This is a genomic window from Klebsiella sp. YJ (genome assembly GCF_002108615.1).
GTDB lineage: Bacteria > Pseudomonadota > Gammaproteobacteria > Enterobacterales > Enterobacteriaceae > Klebsiella > Klebsiella planticola.
Genome location: NZ_MTEG01000012.1, coordinates 132,903 through 151,898, shown reverse-complemented (window position 1 = coordinate 151,898; position 18,996 = coordinate 132,903). Strand labels below are relative to the sequence as shown.

Sequence of the window (18,996 nt, the reverse complement as noted above, 5' to 3'; positions counted from 1 at the left end):
TAAACTAAGGGCCGGTGTTATCAACAGGCGGCTGCAGGTGGGAACGGTTCGGTAAACGGTCGTCCTCATATTTCGCAGAGTGAAGCGGGAACTGAGCTATAACTTGTTGATAATTATTATTATATTGTTTTGTATGTGCTCTTTCGTGTGGGGCACCACTGCAAATAAGGACATAAAATGCCTGTAATTACGCTTCCTGATGGCAGCCAACGCCATTTTGACCACGCCGTTAGCCCGCTGGATGTTGCTCTGGATATCGGTCCAGGCCTGGCGAAAGCCACGATCGCTGGACGAGTGAATGGTGAGCTGGTCGACGCCAGCGACCTCATCGAAAACGATGCAACCCTCTCCATCATTACCGCAAAAGATGAAGACGGTCTGGAAATCATTCGTCACTCCTGCGCGCATCTGCTCGGTCATGCGATTAAGCAGCTGTGGCCAAACACCAAGATGGCTATCGGCCCGGTTATCGATAACGGCTTCTATTATGATGTCGATCTCGATCATACGCTGACCCAGGAAGATATCGACGCGCTCGAAAAACGTATGCACGAGCTCGCCGAGAAGAATTATGACGTCATCAAGAAGAAAGTCAGCTGGCACGAGGCGCGTGAAACCTTTGTGAAGCGTGGCGAAACTTATAAAGTTTCCATTCTTGATGAAAATATCGCCCATGATGACAAGCCTGGCTTGTATCATCATGAAGAGTACGTCGACATGTGCCGTGGACCGCACGTGCCGAATATGCGTTTTTGTCATCACTTTAAACTGATGAAAACCGCAGGCGCGTACTGGCGCGGCGACAGCAACAACAAGATGTTGCAGCGTATTTACGGTACCGCATGGGCAGATAAAAAAGCGCTTAACGCGCATCTGCTGCGTCTGGAAGAAGCGTCCAAACGTGACCATCGCAAGATTGGCAAGCAGCTCGACCTGTATCATATGCAGGAAGAAGCGCCGGGTATGGTCTTCTGGCATAACGACGGCTGGACAATCTTCCGCGAGCTGGAAGTGTTTGTGCGCTCCAAGCTGAAAGAGTACCAGTACCAGGAAGTAAAAGGCCCGTTCATGATGGACCGTGTGCTGTGGGAAAAAACCGGGCACTGGGACAACTACAAAGATGCGATGTTCACCACCTCTTCTGAGAACCGTGAATACTGCATCAAGCCGATGAACTGTCCGGGTCACGTGCAGATCTTTAATCAGGGTCTGAAATCGTACCGCGATCTACCGCTGCGTATGGCGGAATTCGGTAGCTGCCATCGTAACGAGCCTTCGGGCGCGCTGCATGGTCTGATGCGTGTACGTGGCTTCACGCAGGATGATGCTCACATCTTCTGTACTGAAGATCAGGTCCGTGATGAAGTCAACGCCTGTATTCGTATGGTCTACGATATGTACAGCACCTTTGGCTTCGAGAAAATCGTCGTCAAACTCTCAACTCGTCCGGAAAAACGTATCGGAAGCGACGAGACCTGGGATCGTGCTGAGGCGGATCTGGCGGTCGCGCTGGAAGAAAACAATATCCCGTTTGAATATCAACTGGGTGAAGGCGCGTTCTACGGTCCGAAAATTGAATTTACTCTGTATGACTGCCTCGATCGTGCATGGCAGTGCGGTACTGTACAGCTGGACTTCTCTCTGCCGCAGCGTTTAAGCGCCTCTTATGTGGGCGAAAATAACGAGCGTCAGGTACCGGTAATGATTCACCGCGCAATTCTGGGGTCCATGGAGCGCTTCATTGGCATCCTGACCGAAGAGTTTGCCGGCTTCTTCCCAACCTGGCTTGCGCCGGTGCAGGTCGTGGTGATGAATATTACCGATTCTCAGTCTGAATACGTTAACGAATTGACTCGTAAACTACAAAATGCGGGCATTCGGGTAAAAGCGGACTTGAGAAATGAGAAGATTGGCTTTAAAATCCGCGAGCACACTTTACGTCGTGTCCCGTATATGTTGGTCTGTGGCGACAAAGAAGTCGAAGCCGGCAAAGTGGCCGTGCGTACCCGTCGTGGTAAAGACCTCGGCAGCATGGACGTAAATGAAGTGATCGAAAAGCTGCAACAAGAGATTCGCAGCCGCAGTCTTCAACAACTGGAGGAATAAGGTATTAAAGGCGGAAAACGAGTTCAAACGGCGCGTCCGAATCGTATTAATGGCGAAATTCGCGCGCAAGAAGTTCGCTTAACAGGTCTGGAAGGCGAGCAGCTTGGTATTGTGAGTCTGAGAGAAGCTCTGGAAAAAGCTGAAGAAGCCGGAGTAGACTTAGTCGAAATCAGCCCTAACGCCGAGCCGCCGGTTTGTCGTATTATGGATTACGGCAAATTCCTCTATGAAAAGAGCAAGTCTTCTAAGGAACAGAAGAAAAAGCAAAAAGTTATCCAGGTTAAGGAAATCAAATTCCGTCCTGGCACCGATGATGGCGACTACCAGGTAAAACTCCGCAGCCTGGTTCGCTTTCTGGAAGAGGGTGATAAAGCTAAGATCACGCTGCGTTTCCGCGGTCGTGAGATGGCTCACCAGCAGATCGGTATGGAAGTGCTTAACCGCGTCCGTGACGATCTGAGTGAACTGGCAGTGGTCGAATCCTTCCCATCGAAGATCGAAGGCCGCCAGATGATCATGGTGCTCGCTCCTAAGAAGAAACAGTAAGGCCTTCAAGTAGCAACTCCTGTGGAGCCCTCAGGCTTCGCAGGCGTTGTTCGCCTATGTTTCGTTTATTAACAATGCGAAGTGGAAGTTATTAAAATGCCAAAAATTAAGACCGTACGCGGTGCTGCTAAGCGCTTCAAAAAAACCGGTAAAGGTGGTTTTAAGCACAAGCACGCTAACCTGCGTCACATTCTGACTAAAAAAGCTACCAAGCGTAAACGTCACCTGCGTCCGAAAGCCATGGTTTCCAAAGGCGATCTGGGCCTGGTAATCGCGTGCCTGCCGTACGCATAAGTCGTTAACCCTTTTAAACTTTTTAATTAGAATAGATACAGGAGAGCACATATGGCTCGCGTAAAACGTGGTGTAGTTGCCCGTGCACGTCACAAGAAAATTTTGAAACAAGCTAAAGGCTACTACGGTGCGCGTTCTCGCGTATACCGCGTTGCCTTCCAGGCTGTTATCAAAGCTGGTCAGTACGCTTATCGTGACCGTCGTCAGAAAAAGCGTCAGTTCCGTCAACTGTGGATTGCGCGTATCAACGCAGCAGCACGTCAGAACGGTATTTCTTACAGCAAATTCATCAACGGCCTGAAAAAAGCCTCTGTTGAAATCGACCGTAAGATCCTGGCTGACATCGCCGTATTCGACAAATTAGCGTTCACCGCGCTGGTCGAAAAAGCGAAAGCAGCTCTGGCATAAGCCAGTTGAAAGAGGGAGCTTGTCTCCCTCTTTTCGTTTCAACACCATCAATACATTGACTTTTATTGCCGTAAGCTTTTCAATACAGGTCTTACGTTTCGTACCAGACAAGGTAATGCAAGCATGAATGCTGCTATTTTCCGCTTCTTTTTTTACTTTAGCACCTGAACTCAGGAGGCTAGCGCGTGAAAGAAGAAACGGAAAACAGCGCCAGAAAGCCTCCCACTGTGGAGGCTTTTTTCGTATATGAACGTGTTCATTCTATTTCAAGCTGCAGGTGCGTGGGCTGAGCGCGCATCCGGCGACAGCGGTTTTCTGCGCTAAGTGCCATGCGGCCCGGCGCCGCCTGTAACTCGAAATAGTCAGAATAAAATAATGACCATAACCGGTGTCTGCACCGACATAATGAGGAAAACCATGTCACATCTCGCAGAGCTGGTTGCCAGTGCGAAGGCAGCCATTAATGAGGCATCAGATGTTGCCGCGCTGGACAACGTCCGCGTGGAATACCTGGGGAAGAAAGGGCATCTGACCCTTCAGATGACAACCCTGCGTGAACTGCCGCCAGAAGAGCGTCCGGCGGCTGGTGCGGTCATCAACGAAGCGAAAGAGCAGGTCCAGCAGGCGCTTAACGCGCGTAAAGCGGATCTGGAAGGCGCAGCGTTGAATGCGCGTCTGGCCGCAGAGACTATCGATGTCTCTCTGCCGGGTCGCCGTATTGAAAACGGCGGTCTGCATCCGGTGACCCGTACCATCGATCGCATCGAAAACTTCTTCGGCGAGCTTGGCTTCACCGTCGCGACCGGTCCGGAAATCGAAGATGACTACCACAACTTTGATGCGCTGAACATTCCGGGACACCACCCGGCACGTGCCGATCACGATACCTTCTGGTTTGATGCGACGCGTCTGCTGCGTACCCAAACCTCCGGCGTGCAAATTCGCACTATGGAAAACCAGCAGCCGCCGATCCGCATTATTGCGCCGGGCCGCGTTTACCGTAACGACTACGACCAGACCCACACGCCGATGTTCCACCAGATGGAAGGTCTGATTGTTGATACCAATATCAACTTCACCAACCTGAAAGGGACGCTGCACGACTTCCTGAATAACTTCTTTGAGGAAGACCTGCAGATTCGTTTCCGTCCATCCTACTTCCCGTTTACCGAACCGTCCGCGGAAGTTGACGTGATGGGTAAAAACGGCAAGTGGCTGGAAGTGCTGGGCTGCGGGATGGTGCATCCGAACGTGCTGCGTAATGTTGGCATCGATCCGGAAGTCTACTCCGGTTTTGCCTTCGGCATGGGGATGGAGCGTCTGACGATGCTGCGCTACGGCGTGACCGATTTACGTGCGTTCTTCGAAAACGATTTGCGTTTCCTCAAACAGTTTAAATAAGGGCAGGACAGAATAATGAAATTCAGTGAACTGTGGTTACGCGAGTGGGTTAACCCGGCGATCGACAGCGAAGCGCTGGCTAACCAGATCACCATGGCGGGTCTCGAAGTGGACGGCGTTGAGCCGGTTGCCGGTAGCTTCAACGGCGTGGTTGTGGGAGAAGTGGTTGAGTGCGGTCAGCACCCGAATGCCGACAAACTGCGCGTCACGAAAGTCAATGTCGGCGGCGAACGTCTGCTGGACATCGTCTGCGGGGCGCCAAACTGCCGTCAGGGGCTGAAAGTTGCCGTAGCAACCATCGGCGCCGTGCTGCCTGGCGACTTCAAAATTAAGGCCGCGAAGCTGCGCGGTGAGCCTTCCGAAGGGATGCTGTGCTCGTTTTCTGAGCTGGGCGTGTCCGACGATCATAGCGGAATTATCGAACTGCCGGCGGATGCGCCGATTGGCACCGATATTCGTCAATATCTGCAGCTGGACGATAACACTATCGAAATCAGCGTCACGCCGAACCGCGCGGACTGCTTAGGTATCATCGGTGTCGCCCGCGACGTGGCCGTTCTGAATAAAGAACCGCTGAACGCACCGGAGATTACCCCCGTTGCCGCCACCATTACCGATACGCTACCGATTGCCGTTGAAGCGCCGGACGCCTGTCCTCGCTATCTGGGCCGCGTGGTGAAAGGTATCAATGTTAAAGCGCCAACGCCGCTGTGGATGAAAGAGAAACTGCGTCGCTGCGGGATTCGCTCCATCGACGCGGTGGTTGACGTCACCAACTATGTGCTGCTCGAGCTGGGTCAGCCGATGCATGCGTTCGATTGCGACCGCATCGACGGTGGGATCGTGGTCCGTATGGCGAAAGAGGGTGAGAAACTGGTTCTGCTGGACGGCACCGAAGCCAAACTGGATACCGATACCCTGGTTATTGCCGACCATCACAAAGCGCTGGCTATGGGCGGCATCTTTGGCGGTGAACACTCTGGCGTCAATGACGAAACGCAGAACGTGCTGCTGGAATGCGCCTTCTTCAGCCCGCTGGCCATCACCGGCCGCGCGCGTCGTCACGGTCTGCACACCGATGCCTCACATCGCTATGAGCGCGGCGTGGATTCAGCGCTGCAGTATAAAGCGATGGAACGCGCAACCCGCCTGCTGATCGATATCTGCGGCGGCGAAGCGGGTCCGGTTATCGATGTGACCCACGAAGCTGCGCTGCCGAAAGCGGCGACCATTACCCTGCGTCGTAGCAAACTGGATCGCCTGATCGGCCATCATATTGATGATGCTCAGGTCAGCGATATTCTGACGCGCCTGGGCTGCGAAGTGACCGCGGGCAACGATGAGTGGCAGGCGGTTGCCCCGAGCTGGCGTTTCGATATTGCCATCGAAGAAGATCTGGTCGAAGAAGTGGCCCGCGTGTATGGCTATAACAACATTCCCGATCGTCCGGTGCAGGCGGGGCTGATTATGGGCACCCACCGCGAAGCTAATCTGTCGCTGAAACGTGTAAAAACGCTGCTTAACGACAAAGGCTACCAGGAAGTGATCACCTACAGCTTTGTTGACCCGAAAGTGCAGCAGCTGATTCACCCGGGTGAAGAAGCCCTGATTCTGCCGAGTCCTATCTCCAGCGAAATGTCGGCAATGCGTCTGTCGCTGCTGACCGGCCTGCTGGGTACGGTGGTGTATAACCAGAACCGTCAGCAGAGCCGCGTGCGTATTTTTGAAAGCGGTTTGCGCTTTGTTCCGGATACCCAGGCTCCGCTGGGGATTCGTCAGGACGTGATGCTGGCCGGTGTGATTTGTGGCAACCGCTACGAAGAGCACTGGAATCTGGCAAAAGAGACCGTTGATTTCTACGATCTGAAAGGCGATCTGGAGTCCATTCTCGACCTGACCGGTAAATTAGCGGATATCGAATTCCGCGCAGAAGCGAACAGCGCACTGCATCCGGGGCAGTCGGCCGCGATTTATCTGAAAGGTGAACGTATTGGTTTCATTGGGGTTGTTCATCCTGAACTGGAACGTAAACTGGATCTGAACGGCCGGACTTTAGCGTTCGAACTGGAGTGGAACAAGCTTGCAGACCGCGTGGTGCCTCAGGCGCGCGAGATTTCTCGTTTCCCGGCGAACCGTCGTGATATCGCCGTTGTCGTCGCGGAAAACGTACCTGCAGCCGATGTTTTGACAGAGTGTAAGAAAGTTGGCGTAAATCAGGTAGTTGGCGTAAACTTATTTGACGTGTACCGTGGTAAAGGGGTAGCGGAAGGCAGTAAGAGCCTTGCGATTAGCCTCATCCTGCAGGATACCAGCCGTACACTCGAAGAAGAGGAGATTGCCGCTACCGTTGCCAGATGTGTAGAGGCATTAAAAGAGCGATTCCAGGCATCATTGAGGGATTGAACCTATGGCGCTTACAAAAGCTGAAATGTCAGAATATCTGTTTGATAAGCTTGGGCTTAGCAAGCGGGATGCCAAAGAGCTGGTAGAGTTGTTTTTCGAAGAGGTGCGTCGTGCTCTGGAAAACGGAGAACAGGTAAAACTCTCCGGGTTCGGCAACTTCGATTTGCGGGATAAAAACCAACGCCCGGGTCGTAACCCGAAAACGGGGGAAGATATTCCCATTACAGCCCGGCGTGTGGTGACCTTCAGACCCGGTCAGAAACTTAAAAGCCGTGTCGAAAACGCTTCGCCCAGAGACAAATAATCTGAACTAACTAAAAAGGCCGCTGATGCGGCCTTTTTCTTTTGTGGCGTAAATCAACTTCTTACGGCCGTAACCATCACCTCGACGAGGATATCAGGGCGTGCCATTTCCGCCTGGACAGCCGCGCGTGCCGGGCTGTGACCTTCCGGCATCCAGGCGACCCAGACCTCATTAAACCCGGCAAAATCACGCGCCATCGTCTTCAGCCACACCTGGGCAGACAGAATATGACGATTATCACTGCCTGCTTCGGCCAGCAGCGCGTCAATTTTCGCTAAAACCTCCCGGGTTTGCTGGCGGATATCGTCATCGCTGCTGACCGGGGTTTGCCCTGATAAAAAGATCAGATCGCCGTACCCGACGCTGGCGGAAAGGCGGGGCTGCGAATGATGGCGTTCAATTTTCATGCTGTGTGTTCCCATGTCAGACCTTCTAAAGAAATGGCGGGACTAGCGCCGTTGAGTAGCGCGCCGAGAACCACCGCGCTGCCGGCGGCCAGAGTAAAGCCAAGGCTACCCTGACCGAGGTTCATCCACAGGTTCTGATACCCGGCACGACCAAGCAGAGGGGGCCCCGCGGGGGTTGAAGGGCGCATACCGCACCAGGCCTCTGCATCCTCAACCCCCTGTAACTCAGGGAAGCTGCGGGTCACGATCTTTTTTAGCGCCTGGATACGCTCGGGGCGCAGTTGATCGCCGTCGTAGCCAATATCGACCATGGCGGCAATGCGCAGCCGATCGCCCAGCCGGGCATAGACCACTTTATGGCCGTAATCCGTTACGCTGATATCAGGGGCAATCCCGGGCGTTGTGGGGTAGGGGAGCGTCAGGCTGTAGCCTTTCAGAGCGCACAGCGGCACGCGAATACCGGTCCCGGCCAGCAGGGGGCCGCTGCCGTTTCCTGCCGCCACGATGTACTCATCGCCGACTATCGTTCCCTGACGGGTATCGACAGAATCAATGCGGGCGCCTTTTTTATTCAGGCGCAGCACCTCACAATGGCTGGTCAGAGTAAAGCTGGCGCTGGCATGCAGTTTCTCCAGCAGCGCCTGACAGAATTTTTGACAGTCGGCGGTCTCATCGCCGGGTGAATAAATACCGCCCTGCAGCGAAGGGCGAATATATTTCAGCGCCGGTTCAAGCTGAATACAGTCGTCGGCATTCAACGCTTGCTGGTATTGCGGGCTAATGCCTTTGGCGGCTTTATTAAAATCATATGCCCGACGGTGAACGATCAATTTTCCGGAACGCCGCCAGTGAAAGTCGTGCAGATTATCCGCCGTCAGCCACTCCTGCATCACCTGACGGCTGAGCAGCGACAAGCGCAATATATGATCGCCGTTGAGCTTATTCGTCTGGCTATTACAGGCGCGGAGAAACTGCAGCAGCCAGCGCCATTGCCCCGGCGACATTTTCAAACGCATATTGAGCGGCGAGTCGGCTTTACCCATCCATTTCATCCCCTGCAGGGGAACGCCACGATCGGCCAGGGGAGCCACATACCGGTAGCTAAGCTGCCCGCCGTTAGCAAAGCTGGTTGCCTGACCTGGCTTCGCCTGACGCTCCAGCAACTGCACCTGATGACCGCTCTTGATTAACTCATAAGCCGTTGCTAGCCCGATAACACCGCCGCCGATAATGACAATGCGCTTTTTCATAACCTGATAAACCCACCGCTGATAAATGCATGGGCTTTATGTCAAAGCATTTGCCTCTGCGGCGCAATTGACTTTTTATGTTCAGGGTATAACTCCAGGTTAATCTCCTGCAGCTGCTGGCGGAGCCGGATGCAGAGAAAATCGACAAACTTCTGGCTGATCGGGCTGAGTGAAACATCTGCCCGACGCAGTAAACACAGGGTGATCATCATCGGCGGCGCGATCGGATGAATCATCGCCGGCGCCAGGTTATGCCGGGCGGAAAAAATATCGGTAATGCTGCATCCCATGCCGCGCTTCACAAACTCGGTGGCCATGTAGTAGGTCTGCACGTTCAGACGGGTCGTCGAAAAATCACGGCGGGTCGCAATGGCCGCGGAGAGAGAGTGCGGTCCGGGCGAGATCCACCGCTGCTGGTCAATCTCCTCAATCACCACCTCTCCCTGACGATAGTCGCGGTCAATGTACACCAGCGGGACCTCAGCGATGGCGGTGCTGGTGATCTCCCCTTGCTGGACGGGCTGCAGCGTCAGGGCCAGGTCGATCTCGCGCAGATCCAGTTTTTTGACCAATGTCTCAGTGTGTTCGGTGGTGAGTGTCATCACCAGATTGGCATTTTGTTGGTAGAAATCAGTGACCAGTTCCGGGACCAGACTCAACCCAAGGCTCGGCAGACAGCCGAGGCTAATTTTGGCTCTGGGATCGCGGGCCAGGTTATCGGCGAGCAGGCGCAGGTTATCGAGATCATGATAAATATTCTGAGCTTTTTCAAACAGCATCAGCGCTTCGCTACTGGGCAGCAGCTTGCCGCGTACCCGCTGAAAAAGTTTAAAACCCAGCTTCTGCTCGGCGTTTTTAAGCGCTTTGCTGGCGGCGGGTTGAGAGATGTTGAGCGATTCTGCTGCTCGGGAAAGCGTGCCGCAAGTCATCACGGCGTGGAAGATTTCCAGGTGACGCAGTTTCATGAGGAGTTAACTCAGGGTTATAGAGGCCAGATAAAAAGTCATTTTCTAATAACAATAACTTAACATAAATTTAATCCGCAATCAGCGAACTGTTGACTTATTGAGCTGACTGCGCCGCCTTCAGGCGGATAATCCGATTCTCAGAACAATACCTGTTGTCCCTACATACACCCTCAGGCAACGAAGCCAACAAATTATAACGAGGGGGGATATTTTCTGAGCTGGCCCGAATACACCGTGCCCCAATAGCGGCCGGTTTTATTGGCATCAAGGAGTTATATGAGTGACTCAACGCTCTCTGGCAACCCGCTAACCAGACAGAATATCACCAGAAAAAATATTATTATTGGCCTGTTATTAGGGCTGTTTTTAGTGACGGCATTCTGGTGCCATGGACGGCCCGCCGCCGAACTCGGCTTGCTGAGTTTTACACCGCTTGTCGCCCTCGCCATCCTCTCGCTCGTCGGGGTAGATATTGTGCTGGCGGTGATCTCATCCATTATTATTGCGATGATTATGACCTCGACCGGCTTGCCTGAAATGGGAACGATGCTGGCAAAATCGACCGGCTCTTTCATTGCCACCGTCGGGTTAATCATTATGCTCGGTGCCGGTGTCGGAGAAGTGGCAACCCGTACCGGCGCTGCGGTGGAACTGGTGAAATTTGTGGTTCATCGTATCGGGCTGTCGAGTCAGACCCGGGTTAAACTGGGTATTGTCATTTCGTCGATTCTAATCTGCGGCGCCCTGGGGACCATGGCCGGGGGAAATGCGATCATCGTGGCGGTGATTATTCCGGTTGCCGCGGCGGTCAGGCTGACGCCGCCGACGGTGGCGGCGCTGATGATGACCGCCGGCTCCATCGGGCTTTTTACCGGGCCGTTTACGCCGAGTACCGTGACGATTCTCAAGCTCGGCGGCCTCAGCTATCCGGACTATTTACTGTATGTCGGGTTGCCAATGAGTGCGGTGACTTTGCTGGCCGGCTGGCTGATGGCGGGGCGCATTCAGAAGATGACCGAAGGGAAGCTGCGGTATGAGGTCGACCTGGCCGAAAAAACGCAGGAACAAGCGAGTGCCGCCGTTTCAAAGCGCAGAAAGCTCAGCGCGCTGGCGTTTGCGGCAACGATTATCGTGATGGCGGTGGTGGGCGTGGTGATAAAAGCCGGCTTTAGCTTCGCGATTATTGTGATGCTGCTGGTGGCGTTGATCACCGGGCTGGTCGGCGGCCTGCGGCCTACGCAGATTTTGCAGGCGCTGTATCACGGCTGCGGCCGTCTGGTGTGGATGTTTATCCTCTACTGGCTCTATAACCCGATTCTTGAACTGATGGATGGGCTCCATGCCTATCAGGGGCTGCTGGATTACACCCAGCCGCTGCTGGAGGGGATCTCCCCGGCCTGGCTGTGCTTTTGTATTTTCGCCTTCAATATCATTGGCCATGTGCCCGGCGCGGCGGTAGCGCAGATGACCTTTACCCACAAGATTTTTGGCCCGATGCTGATGGCCGCTGGCGTCCCGCCGCAGGGAACCACTGCGGTTCTGCTGGCCTCATCGCAGGTGGACTGGTTTGGCCCGTTCCCCTCTTCGGATATGTTTGGGCAGATGGGGCTGGCGCAGTCGACCCATCTCAAATACATGCTCTATAACGGCTGGGCTATCGTGATTGCTAACATTATTCTCTTCGCTCTGCTGTTTCAGGTGCTGGTGTAAGAGGCCATTCTGCTCAGTGCGGCGGGGCCGATGTCTCGCCGTGATGGTCAGTGGATCATCCGGTTATCTCTTCCTCTGCGGGAGGTTTTGCTTTTCTCACCTCTGTCGCCACCGTAAAATCAACGGCATCTCTTTCTGGCAATACGGAAATTATGCTGACCTTTGCCCAAACTCAACAGCGCCGCAGCCGGCGCTGGCTTATTGCACTACTGCTGCTGCTTCTCTCCATGATGACCGTCAGTCTCTGCGCCGGAGACCAGTGGATTGGTCCGCAGGAGTGGTTCAGCGCCAAAGGGCAGCTGTTTATCTGGCAGATTCGTCTGCCGCGTACGTTGGCCGTTCTGCTGGTCGGCGCTGCGCTGGCACTCTCCGGGGCGATCATGCAGGCATTATTCGAAAACCCGCTGGCGGAACCGGGGCTGCTGGGCGTCTCCAACGGCGCTGGCGTGGGATTAATTGCCGCGGTGCTGCTGGGCAAAGGCTATCTGCCGGGGTGGGCGCTGGGGCTGTGCGCGATTGCCGGCGCGCTGGTGATTACTTTTATTCTGCTGCGTTTTGCCCGGCGGCATCTGTCAACCAGCCGTCTGCTGCTGGCGGGCGTCGCGCTCGGCATTATCTGTAGCGCGTTGATGACCTGGGCGGTCTATTTCTCCACCTCTTTCGATTTGCGTCAGCTCATGTACTGGATGATGGGCGGGTTTGGCGGCGTGGACTGGCAGCAGCTGTGGCTGATACTGGCGCTGTTGCCGGTGCTTATCTGGGCGTGTCTGCAATCACAGCCGCTGAATCTCCTGGCGCTGGGGGAAGTGTCCGCTCGTCAGCTGGGACTGCCTCTCTGGCTATGGCGCAGGCTGCTGGTCGTGGCGACAGGCTGGCTGGTTGGCGTGAGCGTGGCGCTGGCAGGGGCAATTGGATTTATTGGGTTGGTGATACCGCATATTCTGCGCTTATGCGGCTTGAGCGATCATCGGGTGCTGCTTCCGGCCTGTGTGCTTGCCGGCGCCAGTTCGCTGCTCGGCGCCGATATCATTGCCCGCCTGGCGCTGTCGGCGGCGGAATTACCGATCGGCGTGGTCACCGCGACGCTGGGAGCGCCGGTCTTCATCTGGCTACTGCTGAAATCCGCGCATTCGCAATAAGCGGTGGACTGGCGCAGCCATTATCGCTGCGCCAGGGAGGGGAGCTGGGGTTTACCAGCCTTTGATCGCATCGCCTTTGTATACTTCCATGGCTTTATCTGCGACCTCTTTGGTCTGGAAGGCTTCTTTCAGCTGCTGAATCTTTTTACTGTCTTTATTCTCTTCACGTGAAACGATGGCATTCACATAAGGAGAGTCCGGTCCTTCCATAAATAAACCATCGCGGGCCGCGGAGAGACCTGCCTGCGCGGAGAAGTTGGTGTTAATAATCGACAGCGCGACGTTCGGATCGTCGAGGGTACGGGTCAGCTGCGGCGTATCGACTTCAACAATTTTCAAATGTTTCGGGTTGTCGATAATATCCAGCGATGTCGGCAAATAGCCCACGCCCTCTTTCAGTTTGATTAAGCCCTGCGCCTGCAGCAGGAGCAGGCTGCGGCCTAAGGTCGTGGTTTCGTTAGAGATAGATACCGTTGCGCCGTCCGGCAGCTCGTTGATATGTTTAATTTTGCGTGAATAAGCGGCAATCGGGAAGACAAACGTTTTGCCAACGATGGCAAATTTGTAGCCGCGCTCTTTCGACTGTGCCTCAAGATAGGGCAGCGTCTGGAAGGCATTAGCATCGACGTCTTTATTATTTAACGCTTCATTGGGCAGCACGTAATCATTGAAAGAGATAACCTCGACGTCGAGGTGATATTTATCCTTCGCCACCTGCTCAACCACTTTCCAGATGGCTTCATCCGGACCGGTGTTAATCGCCACCTTAACTTTGTTGTTATCGTCTGGAGAGCAGGCCGATAACAACACTACCGATGTGGCGATTAACACCGAGCTTAACAACTTTTTCATCTATAAAACTCTCTCAAAATTAGTCCATAACAAAAGGCTATTACATCCATTTAACACTGTACACTGAATTGTCTGCTGACCATATTGAGAGGAATTCATGTTCGCGGCGGGTACGGTGCGGTATTCCTGGCAGCCGATTAGACGTACAATGAACGCCCGTGAATCCGCTACAGTAGATAGGGATCACCTTAAATCAGAAATCCATTTGATGGACGGAGGGAAGGCTATGCAACACGATATTCTGAATACTGAAGTCACCACGATTGATGGTCAAAAAACAACGCTGGCGGACTATGCGGGCAAAGTACTGCTGATCGTGAACGTGGCGTCAAAATGCGGCCTGACGCCGCAGTATGAGCAGCTGGAGACCTTGCAAAAAGATCTTGAGAATGACGGCTTCACCGTGCTTGGCTTCCCGTGCAATCAGTTCCTGGGGCAGGAGCCGGGTAGCGAAGAAGAGATCAAAACCTTCTGCAGCACCACCTACGGCGTCACTTTCCCGCTGTTCAGCAAAATTGATGTCAATGGCGAGCACCGCCATCCGCTCTATCAGCAGCTGGTCGATGCCGCGCCGCAGGCCGTAGCGCCGGAAGGCAGCGGTTTCTACGAGCGTATGGCCAGCAAAGGCCGTGCGCCGGCCAACGTCGGCGACATTCTGTGGAATTTCGAAAAATTCCTGCTGGGTAAAGATGGCCAGGTTATCCAGCGCTTCTCGCCGGATATGACCCCCGACGATCCGCTGCTGATGGCCGCGATTAAAGGGGCGTTAGCGAAATAATGCCGTTTTTGATGCAGCTGCGGGACGTCAAAGAGGCGGGGCGTCTGGCGCCATTTAGCGCCCAGGTGCGTCCTGGTGAAATGGTTCATCTGGTCGGGCCCAACGGCGCAGGCAAAAGCACGCTGCTGATGCGAATGGCCGGCCTGACGACGGGGCCCGGAGACGTTATTCTTAACGAACGCAAACTGGACCAGTGGTCGGCACAGGAGCTGGCGCGTCACCGGGCCTACCTCAGCCAGCACCAGATGCCGCCTTTTGCCATGCCGGTATGGCACTATCTGTCGTTGCATCTGCAAAATGGTGGGCAAAGCGAACTGCTCGGCAGCGTTGCCGATAAGCTGGGCCTGAGCGATAAGCTCGGGCGCCAGGTGAATCATATTTCTGGTGGCGAGTGGCAGCGCGTACGCCTGGCGGCGGTCATTCTGCAGATTCATCCGCTGGCGAATCCGGCGGGGCAGCTGCTGGTACTGGATGAACCGATGAACAGTCTGGACGTGGCGCAGCAGGCGGCGCTAGACCGGGTTCTGGGTGAACTGTGCGAGTCGGGCGTGGCGGTCGTGATGAGCAGCCACGATCTTAATCATACCCTGCGACACGCGCATCAATCCTGGCTTATCTGCCGGGGGCAGGCCATTGCCTGCGGTGAGACATCGGCGGTGTTAACCGAAGAAAATTTAACCACGGCCTATGCGATTCCTTTTCAGCGCATTGCGGTCGCCGGTCATTTTATGCTCGTTGCGTCACAGTAGCACGAAGCAACCTTGCCAGTGCATTGATAAACCAGCTAAATTATCCTGACGAGTTGATAAGGAACAGAGGAATCGTCTGAGATGCGTTTGTGGTTCATTTTATTGGCGGCGCTATTTCTGGCTGGCTGCAGTAGCCACCGGGCGCCGCCGCCGAATCCGCGGCTTGCAGATTCCATTACCGTTATCGCAAACCTGAACGAACAGCTGCGCAACTGGCGGGGCGCGCCGTATCGCTATGGCGGTATGTCTCCGCGCGGAGTTGATTGTTCCGGATTTGTCCTCATGACCTTCCGCGATAAGTTTGCCCTGCAACTGCCGCGTGAAACTCGCGATCAGGCAGAAATTGGCACTAAAATTGATAAAAGTGAGTTGTTACCGGGGGATCTGGTCTTTTTCAAAACCGGGTCCGGCGACAGCGGTCTGCATGTGGGCATCTACGATACCGACAATCAGTTTATCCACGCCTCGACCAGCCAGGGCGTGACGCGCTCCTCCCTGGATAACGTCTACTGGAATAAAAAATTCTGGCAGGCCCGCAGGATATAGCGACGGAAGGCGTGGCGAAGGGGAAGCGTTGGCTTCCCTTTTTTTATGTCGATAACCCTGCGGTTCTCCCGTGTTAATACCGTGTTGAAGGCACTACACTGGAGAGAGGAGGAACCATGACCCTGTCTTTTACTACCCACTGGCGTGATGAACTGCCGGATTTCTATACCGCTTTAGCGCCCACCCCGCTGAAAAATGCCCGACTTATCTGGCACAATGCGCCGCTGGCGCAAACCCTGGACATTCCCGAGGCGCTGTTTCATCCGGCGCAGGGCGCCGGCGTGTGGGGAGGCGAAACGCTGCTGCCCGGCATGTCGCCGCTGGCGCAGGTCTACAGCGGCCATCAGTTTGGCGCCTGGGCCGGCCAGCTTGGCGATGGCCGAGGGATTTTGCTTGCTGAACAGCAGCTGCCGGACGGGCGTCGCCTGGACTGGCACCTCAAAGGCGCCGGCCTGACGCCCTATTCGCGAATGGGCGACGGGCGAGCGGTGCTGCGTTCCACGATCCGCGAAAGCCTGGCCTCGGAAGCCATGCATGCGCTGGGGATCCCGACGACGCGCGCGCTCGCCATGGTCACCAGCGATACCCCCGTGCAACGCGAAACGCTGGAAAGCGGCGCGATGTTGATGCGTCTGGCCGAAAGTCACGTGCGCTTCGGCCATTTCGAACATTTCTATTATCGCCGTGAGCCGGAAAAGGTACAGCAGCTAGCCGACTACGTGATTCGTCACCATTGGCCAGAGCTGGTTGATGACGCTGATAAATACGTTTTATGGTTCCGTGACGTTGTCACGCGAACGGCGACGCTGATCGCCAGCTGGCAGACGGTAGGCTTCGCCCATGGGGTGATGAACACCGATAATATGTCGATTCTTGGGCTGACGATGGACTACGGCCCATACGGCTTCCTGGACGACTTCAAACCCGATTTTATCTGCAACCATTCCGATTATCAGGGCCGCTACAGTTTTGAAAACCAGCCGGCGGTTGGTCTGTGGAATTTACAACGTCTCGCGCAGTCGCTGTCGCCGTTTATTGCGGTGGATGCGCTTAATGCCGCGCTGGATGGCTACCAGCATGCTCTGCTGACGGTATACGGCCGCCGTATGCGCGATAAGCTGGGTCTGTTCACCCAGCAGAAAGGCGATAATGACCTGCTGGATGGGCTGTTCGCGCTGATGATACGGGAAGGCAGCGATTACACCCGGACTTTCCGCATGCTGAGCGTGAGTGAACAACACAGCGCGGCGTCGCCGCTGCGCGATGAGTTCATCGATCGCGCGGCCTTCGATAGCTGGTTCGCGGGCTATCGCGCGCGTCTGCGCGATGAGCCGATCGACGATGCGCAACGCCAGCAGCAGATGCAGAGCGTAAACCCGGCGCTGGTGTTACGAAACTGGCTGGCACAGCGGGCCATCGAGCAGGCAGAGCAAGGGGAGATGAGCGAACTGGCGCGGCTGCATGAGGCATTACGCCAGCCGTTTGCAGACCGGGACGATGATTATATCAACCGTCCGCCCGACTGGGGAAGGCGTCTGGAAGTAAGCTGCTCCAGCTGACGTTACCCAGGCCTGCTCTGTCCTCGCGGGCAGAGAGGGGCTATTTCGTCAGGATCAGTTTCCCCGCATGGGTCTGGCGCAGCAAATAGCGCTGGCCGCCATGTTCAATCACCACCCGACCTTCAGCGCCGAGTAAGGTGCGGCTGTTGATCTTACGGTCGGTGGGGATGGGGTAAGGGGCATTGTCTTTTGTTTTTTCTGCTGTGGCAGTGTTATCCATACGCGTCAAAGCACCAAATAAAAATAAAAGAAACAATGATAATCATTATCAGTAATGTTAATTTTCACGGCAAGCGTTATTTGTGAAAACCCTGTTTTTTGGGGGGAGGTTGCGCCAGACCAGGCGGAAAGAATCTCCCCCACCACGGCGTGGCGGGGGCAGGAACTACAGGCGGGTAGCGGTTGCCGCAGCCAGTTCGGCCAGCAAACGTTCGCTATCTTCCCAACTCAGGCAAGGATCGGTAATGGACTGGCCCCGCGTCAGCGGCTGCCCGGCAACCACCTTCTGCGTGCCTTCCTGCAGGAAGCTTTCGGCCATGATGCCGGCAATCGATGTGGAACCGGCGCGAATCTGCTGGCAGATATCGGCGCACACCTCCAGCTGACGACGGTGCTGCTTCTGGCAGTTGCCGTGGCTGAAATCAACCACCAGCTGTTCCGGCAGGTCAAATTCACGCAGCGCATCGCAGGCGGCGGCGATATCTTCAGCATGATAATTCGGCTGTTTACCGCCGCGCATGATGATGTGGCCGTACGGGTTGCCGCTGGTCTGATAGATGGTCATCTGACCCTGCTTATCGGGCGACAGGAACATATGGCTGGCGCGGGAGGCACGGATGGCATCAACGGCGATACGGGTATTGCCATCGGTGCCGTTTTTGAAGCCGACCGGGCAGGAGAGCGCGGAGGCCATTTCCCGGTGGATCTGGCTTTCGGTGGTACGCGCGCCGATAGCGCCCCAGCTTATCAGGTCGGCAATAAACTGCCCGGTCACCATATCGAGAAATTCGGTGGCGGTGGGGACCCCCAGCTCGTTGACCTGCAGCAGCAGCCGACGCGCCAGTTCAAGACCGTGATTCACCCGATAGCTGCCGTTAAGGTCAGGATCCGAAATTAACCCTTTCCAGCCCACAACGGTACGCGGCTTTTCAAAGTAGGTACGCATGACGATTTCCAGCTGCGGCTGGTAGCGTTCGCGCATCCCTTGCAGGCGGCGCGCGTAGTCCATCGCCGCGTCGGTATCATGAATGGAGCACGGTCCGAGAATCACCAGTAAACGGCGATCTTCACCGTTGAGGATTTTTTCAATCCGACGGCGGGAGGCGGCAACGTGTGCGGCAACGTCGGCAGACACGGGATGCCGCTGCGCCAGTTCCGCGGGCGTCACCAGGCTTTCAATGCGCGCGGTACGCAATTCGTCTGTTTTATTCATTGGAGTCTCAAAAAATCTGTTTCTTCCGCGGCGAAAATGCCGGGAAGTGATGCGCATCACGATAAACCAATCTCTGCTTATTGCAAGGGCAGGTCATGATCCTGTATAGGCCACGGGCGATAGCATAAACAAATTTTCTCCAAT

The 18,996-nt window shown here is 55.1% G+C and carries 20 protein-coding genes and 1 other annotated feature; of the genes, 14 read left to right on the top strand and 6 right to left on the bottom strand.

Going from position 1 to position 18,996, the window contains the following annotated elements:
* Positions 1–177 precede the first annotated feature (177 nt).
* The 8 genes from thrS (at position 178) to ihfA (ending at position 7,462) form a co-directional block, all read left to right on the top strand.
* Positions 178–2,106: a threonine--tRNA ligase gene (thrS, locus tag BV390_RS14215; protein WP_032697383.1), complete on the top strand. Its 1,929-nt coding sequence runs from the start codon at positions 178–180 to the stop codon at positions 2,104–2,106.
* 3 nt (positions 2,107–2,109) lie between these two features.
* Entirely contained in the window at positions 2,110–2,652 is a 543-nt protein-coding gene (gene infC / locus BV390_RS14210) for a translation initiation factor IF-3 (RefSeq protein ID WP_049267827.1), read from the top strand.
* Positions 2,653–2,748: 96 nt separating this feature from the next.
* A complete protein-coding gene (gene rpmI / locus BV390_RS14205) occupies positions 2,749–2,946 on the top strand; it encodes a 50S ribosomal protein L35 (RefSeq protein WP_001124225.1) in 198 nt (65 codons plus the stop codon).
* Positions 2,947–2,997: 51 nt separating this feature from the next.
* Positions 2,998–3,354: a 50S ribosomal protein L20 gene (rplT, locus tag BV390_RS14200; protein WP_004102963.1), complete on the top strand. Its 357-nt coding sequence runs from the start codon at positions 2,998–3,000 to the stop codon at positions 3,352–3,354.
* Positions 3,355–3,472: 118 nt separating this feature from the next.
* Positions 3,473–3,598, top strand: a sequence feature (Phe leader region).
* Entirely contained in the window at positions 3,478–3,522 is a 45-nt protein-coding gene (gene pheM, locus BV390_RS31155; protein ID WP_001386830.1) for a pheST operon leader peptide PheM, read from the top strand. It overlaps the preceding feature by 45 nt.
* A 173-nt stretch (positions 3,599–3,771) precedes the next feature.
* A complete protein-coding gene (gene pheS / locus BV390_RS14190) occupies positions 3,772–4,755 on the top strand; it encodes a phenylalanine--tRNA ligase subunit alpha (protein ID WP_032687130.1) in 984 nt (327 codons plus the stop codon).
* A 15-nt stretch (positions 4,756–4,770) separates the two neighbouring features.
* On the top strand, positions 4,771–7,158 hold the full coding sequence (pheT, locus tag BV390_RS14185; protein ID WP_085397050.1) for a phenylalanine--tRNA ligase subunit beta: 2,388 nt from the start codon (positions 4,771–4,773) through the stop codon (positions 7,156–7,158).
* A gap of 4 nt (positions 7,159–7,162) precedes the next feature.
* Positions 7,163–7,462 (top strand): integration host factor subunit alpha, encoded by a 300-nt coding sequence (gene ihfA / locus BV390_RS14180; protein WP_004102960.1) that lies wholly within the window; start codon positions 7,163–7,165, stop codon positions 7,460–7,462.
* A gap of 53 nt (positions 7,463–7,515) precedes the next feature.
* Here the strand turns inward: ihfA and BV390_RS14175 are convergent, their stop codons facing one another.
* From BV390_RS14175 to admX, 3 genes are read right to left on the bottom strand one after another with little or no spacing between them, the layout of a single operon-like run.
* Positions 7,516–7,869, bottom strand: coding sequence for a RidA family protein (locus BV390_RS14175; RefSeq protein ID WP_032699514.1), 354 nt, complete (start codon positions 7,867–7,869; stop codon positions 7,516–7,518).
* The gene (locus BV390_RS14170; RefSeq protein WP_227517236.1) at positions 7,866–9,146 is read right to left on the bottom strand and encodes a D-amino acid dehydrogenase; all 1,281 of its coding nucleotides are present in this window, start codon (positions 9,144–9,146) and stop codon (positions 7,866–7,868) included. The genes BV390_RS14175 and BV390_RS14170 overlap by 4 nt, the downstream gene beginning before the upstream one ends.
* Positions 9,147–9,160: 14 nt before the next feature.
* Positions 9,161–10,084, bottom strand: coding sequence for an HTH-type transcriptional regulator AdmX (gene admX / locus BV390_RS14165; protein WP_032687133.1), 924 nt, complete (start codon positions 10,082–10,084; stop codon positions 9,161–9,163).
* A gap of 279 nt (positions 10,085–10,363) precedes the next feature.
* Between admX and BV390_RS14160 the strand changes: the two genes are divergently transcribed.
* Both BV390_RS14160 and btuC read left to right on the top strand, forming a co-directional pair.
* Positions 10,364–11,797, top strand: coding sequence for a gluconate:proton symporter (locus BV390_RS14160; protein ID WP_032687134.1), 1,434 nt, complete (start codon positions 10,364–10,366; stop codon positions 11,795–11,797).
* Between the two features lie 152 nt (positions 11,798–11,949).
* Positions 11,950–12,936, top strand: coding sequence for a vitamin B12 ABC transporter permease BtuC (gene btuC, locus BV390_RS14155; protein WP_085397049.1), 987 nt, complete (start codon positions 11,950–11,952; stop codon positions 12,934–12,936).
* A 51-nt stretch (positions 12,937–12,987) separates the two neighbouring features.
* Here the strand turns inward: btuC and BV390_RS14150 are convergent, their stop codons facing one another.
* Positions 12,988–13,788 carry a MetQ/NlpA family ABC transporter substrate-binding protein gene (locus BV390_RS14150; RefSeq protein ID WP_032687136.1) on the bottom strand — a complete coding sequence of 267 codons (801 nt, stop codon included), beginning with the start codon at positions 13,786–13,788 and terminating at the stop codon, positions 12,988–12,990.
* 226 nt (positions 13,789–14,014) lie between these two features.
* Between BV390_RS14150 and BV390_RS14145 the strand changes: the two genes are divergently transcribed.
* From BV390_RS14145 to selO, 4 genes are all read left to right on the top strand, one after another.
* Entirely contained in the window at positions 14,015–14,566 is a 552-nt protein-coding gene (locus BV390_RS14145; protein WP_032697378.1) for a glutathione peroxidase, read from the top strand.
* Positions 14,566–15,315, top strand: coding sequence for a vitamin B12 ABC transporter ATP-binding protein BtuD (gene btuD / locus BV390_RS14140; protein WP_085397048.1), 750 nt, complete (start codon positions 14,566–14,568; stop codon positions 15,313–15,315). The genes BV390_RS14145 and btuD overlap by 1 nt, the downstream gene beginning before the upstream one ends.
* Positions 15,316–15,396: 81 nt before the next feature.
* Entirely contained in the window at positions 15,397–15,861 is a 465-nt protein-coding gene (locus BV390_RS14135; protein WP_064793267.1) for an NlpC/P60 family protein, read from the top strand.
* A 116-nt stretch (positions 15,862–15,977) separates the two neighbouring features.
* The gene (selO, locus tag BV390_RS14130) at positions 15,978–17,420 is read left to right on the top strand and encodes a protein adenylyltransferase SelO (protein ID WP_032687140.1); all 1,443 of its coding nucleotides are present in this window, start codon (positions 15,978–15,980) and stop codon (positions 17,418–17,420) included.
* A 40-nt stretch (positions 17,421–17,460) separates the two neighbouring features.
* Here the strand turns inward: selO and hemP are convergent, their stop codons facing one another.
* Positions 17,461–17,640 carry a hemin uptake protein HemP gene (hemP, locus tag BV390_RS14125; protein ID WP_046852335.1) on the bottom strand — a complete coding sequence of 60 codons (180 nt, stop codon included), beginning with the start codon at positions 17,638–17,640 and terminating at the stop codon, positions 17,461–17,463.
* Positions 17,641–17,805: 165 nt separating this feature from the next.
* Complete coding sequence (aroH, locus tag BV390_RS14120) at positions 17,806–18,852, bottom strand: 3-deoxy-7-phosphoheptulonate synthase AroH (protein ID WP_085397047.1); 1,047 nt, start codon at positions 18,850–18,852, stop codon at positions 17,806–17,808.
* Positions 18,853–18,996 lie beyond the last annotated feature (144 nt).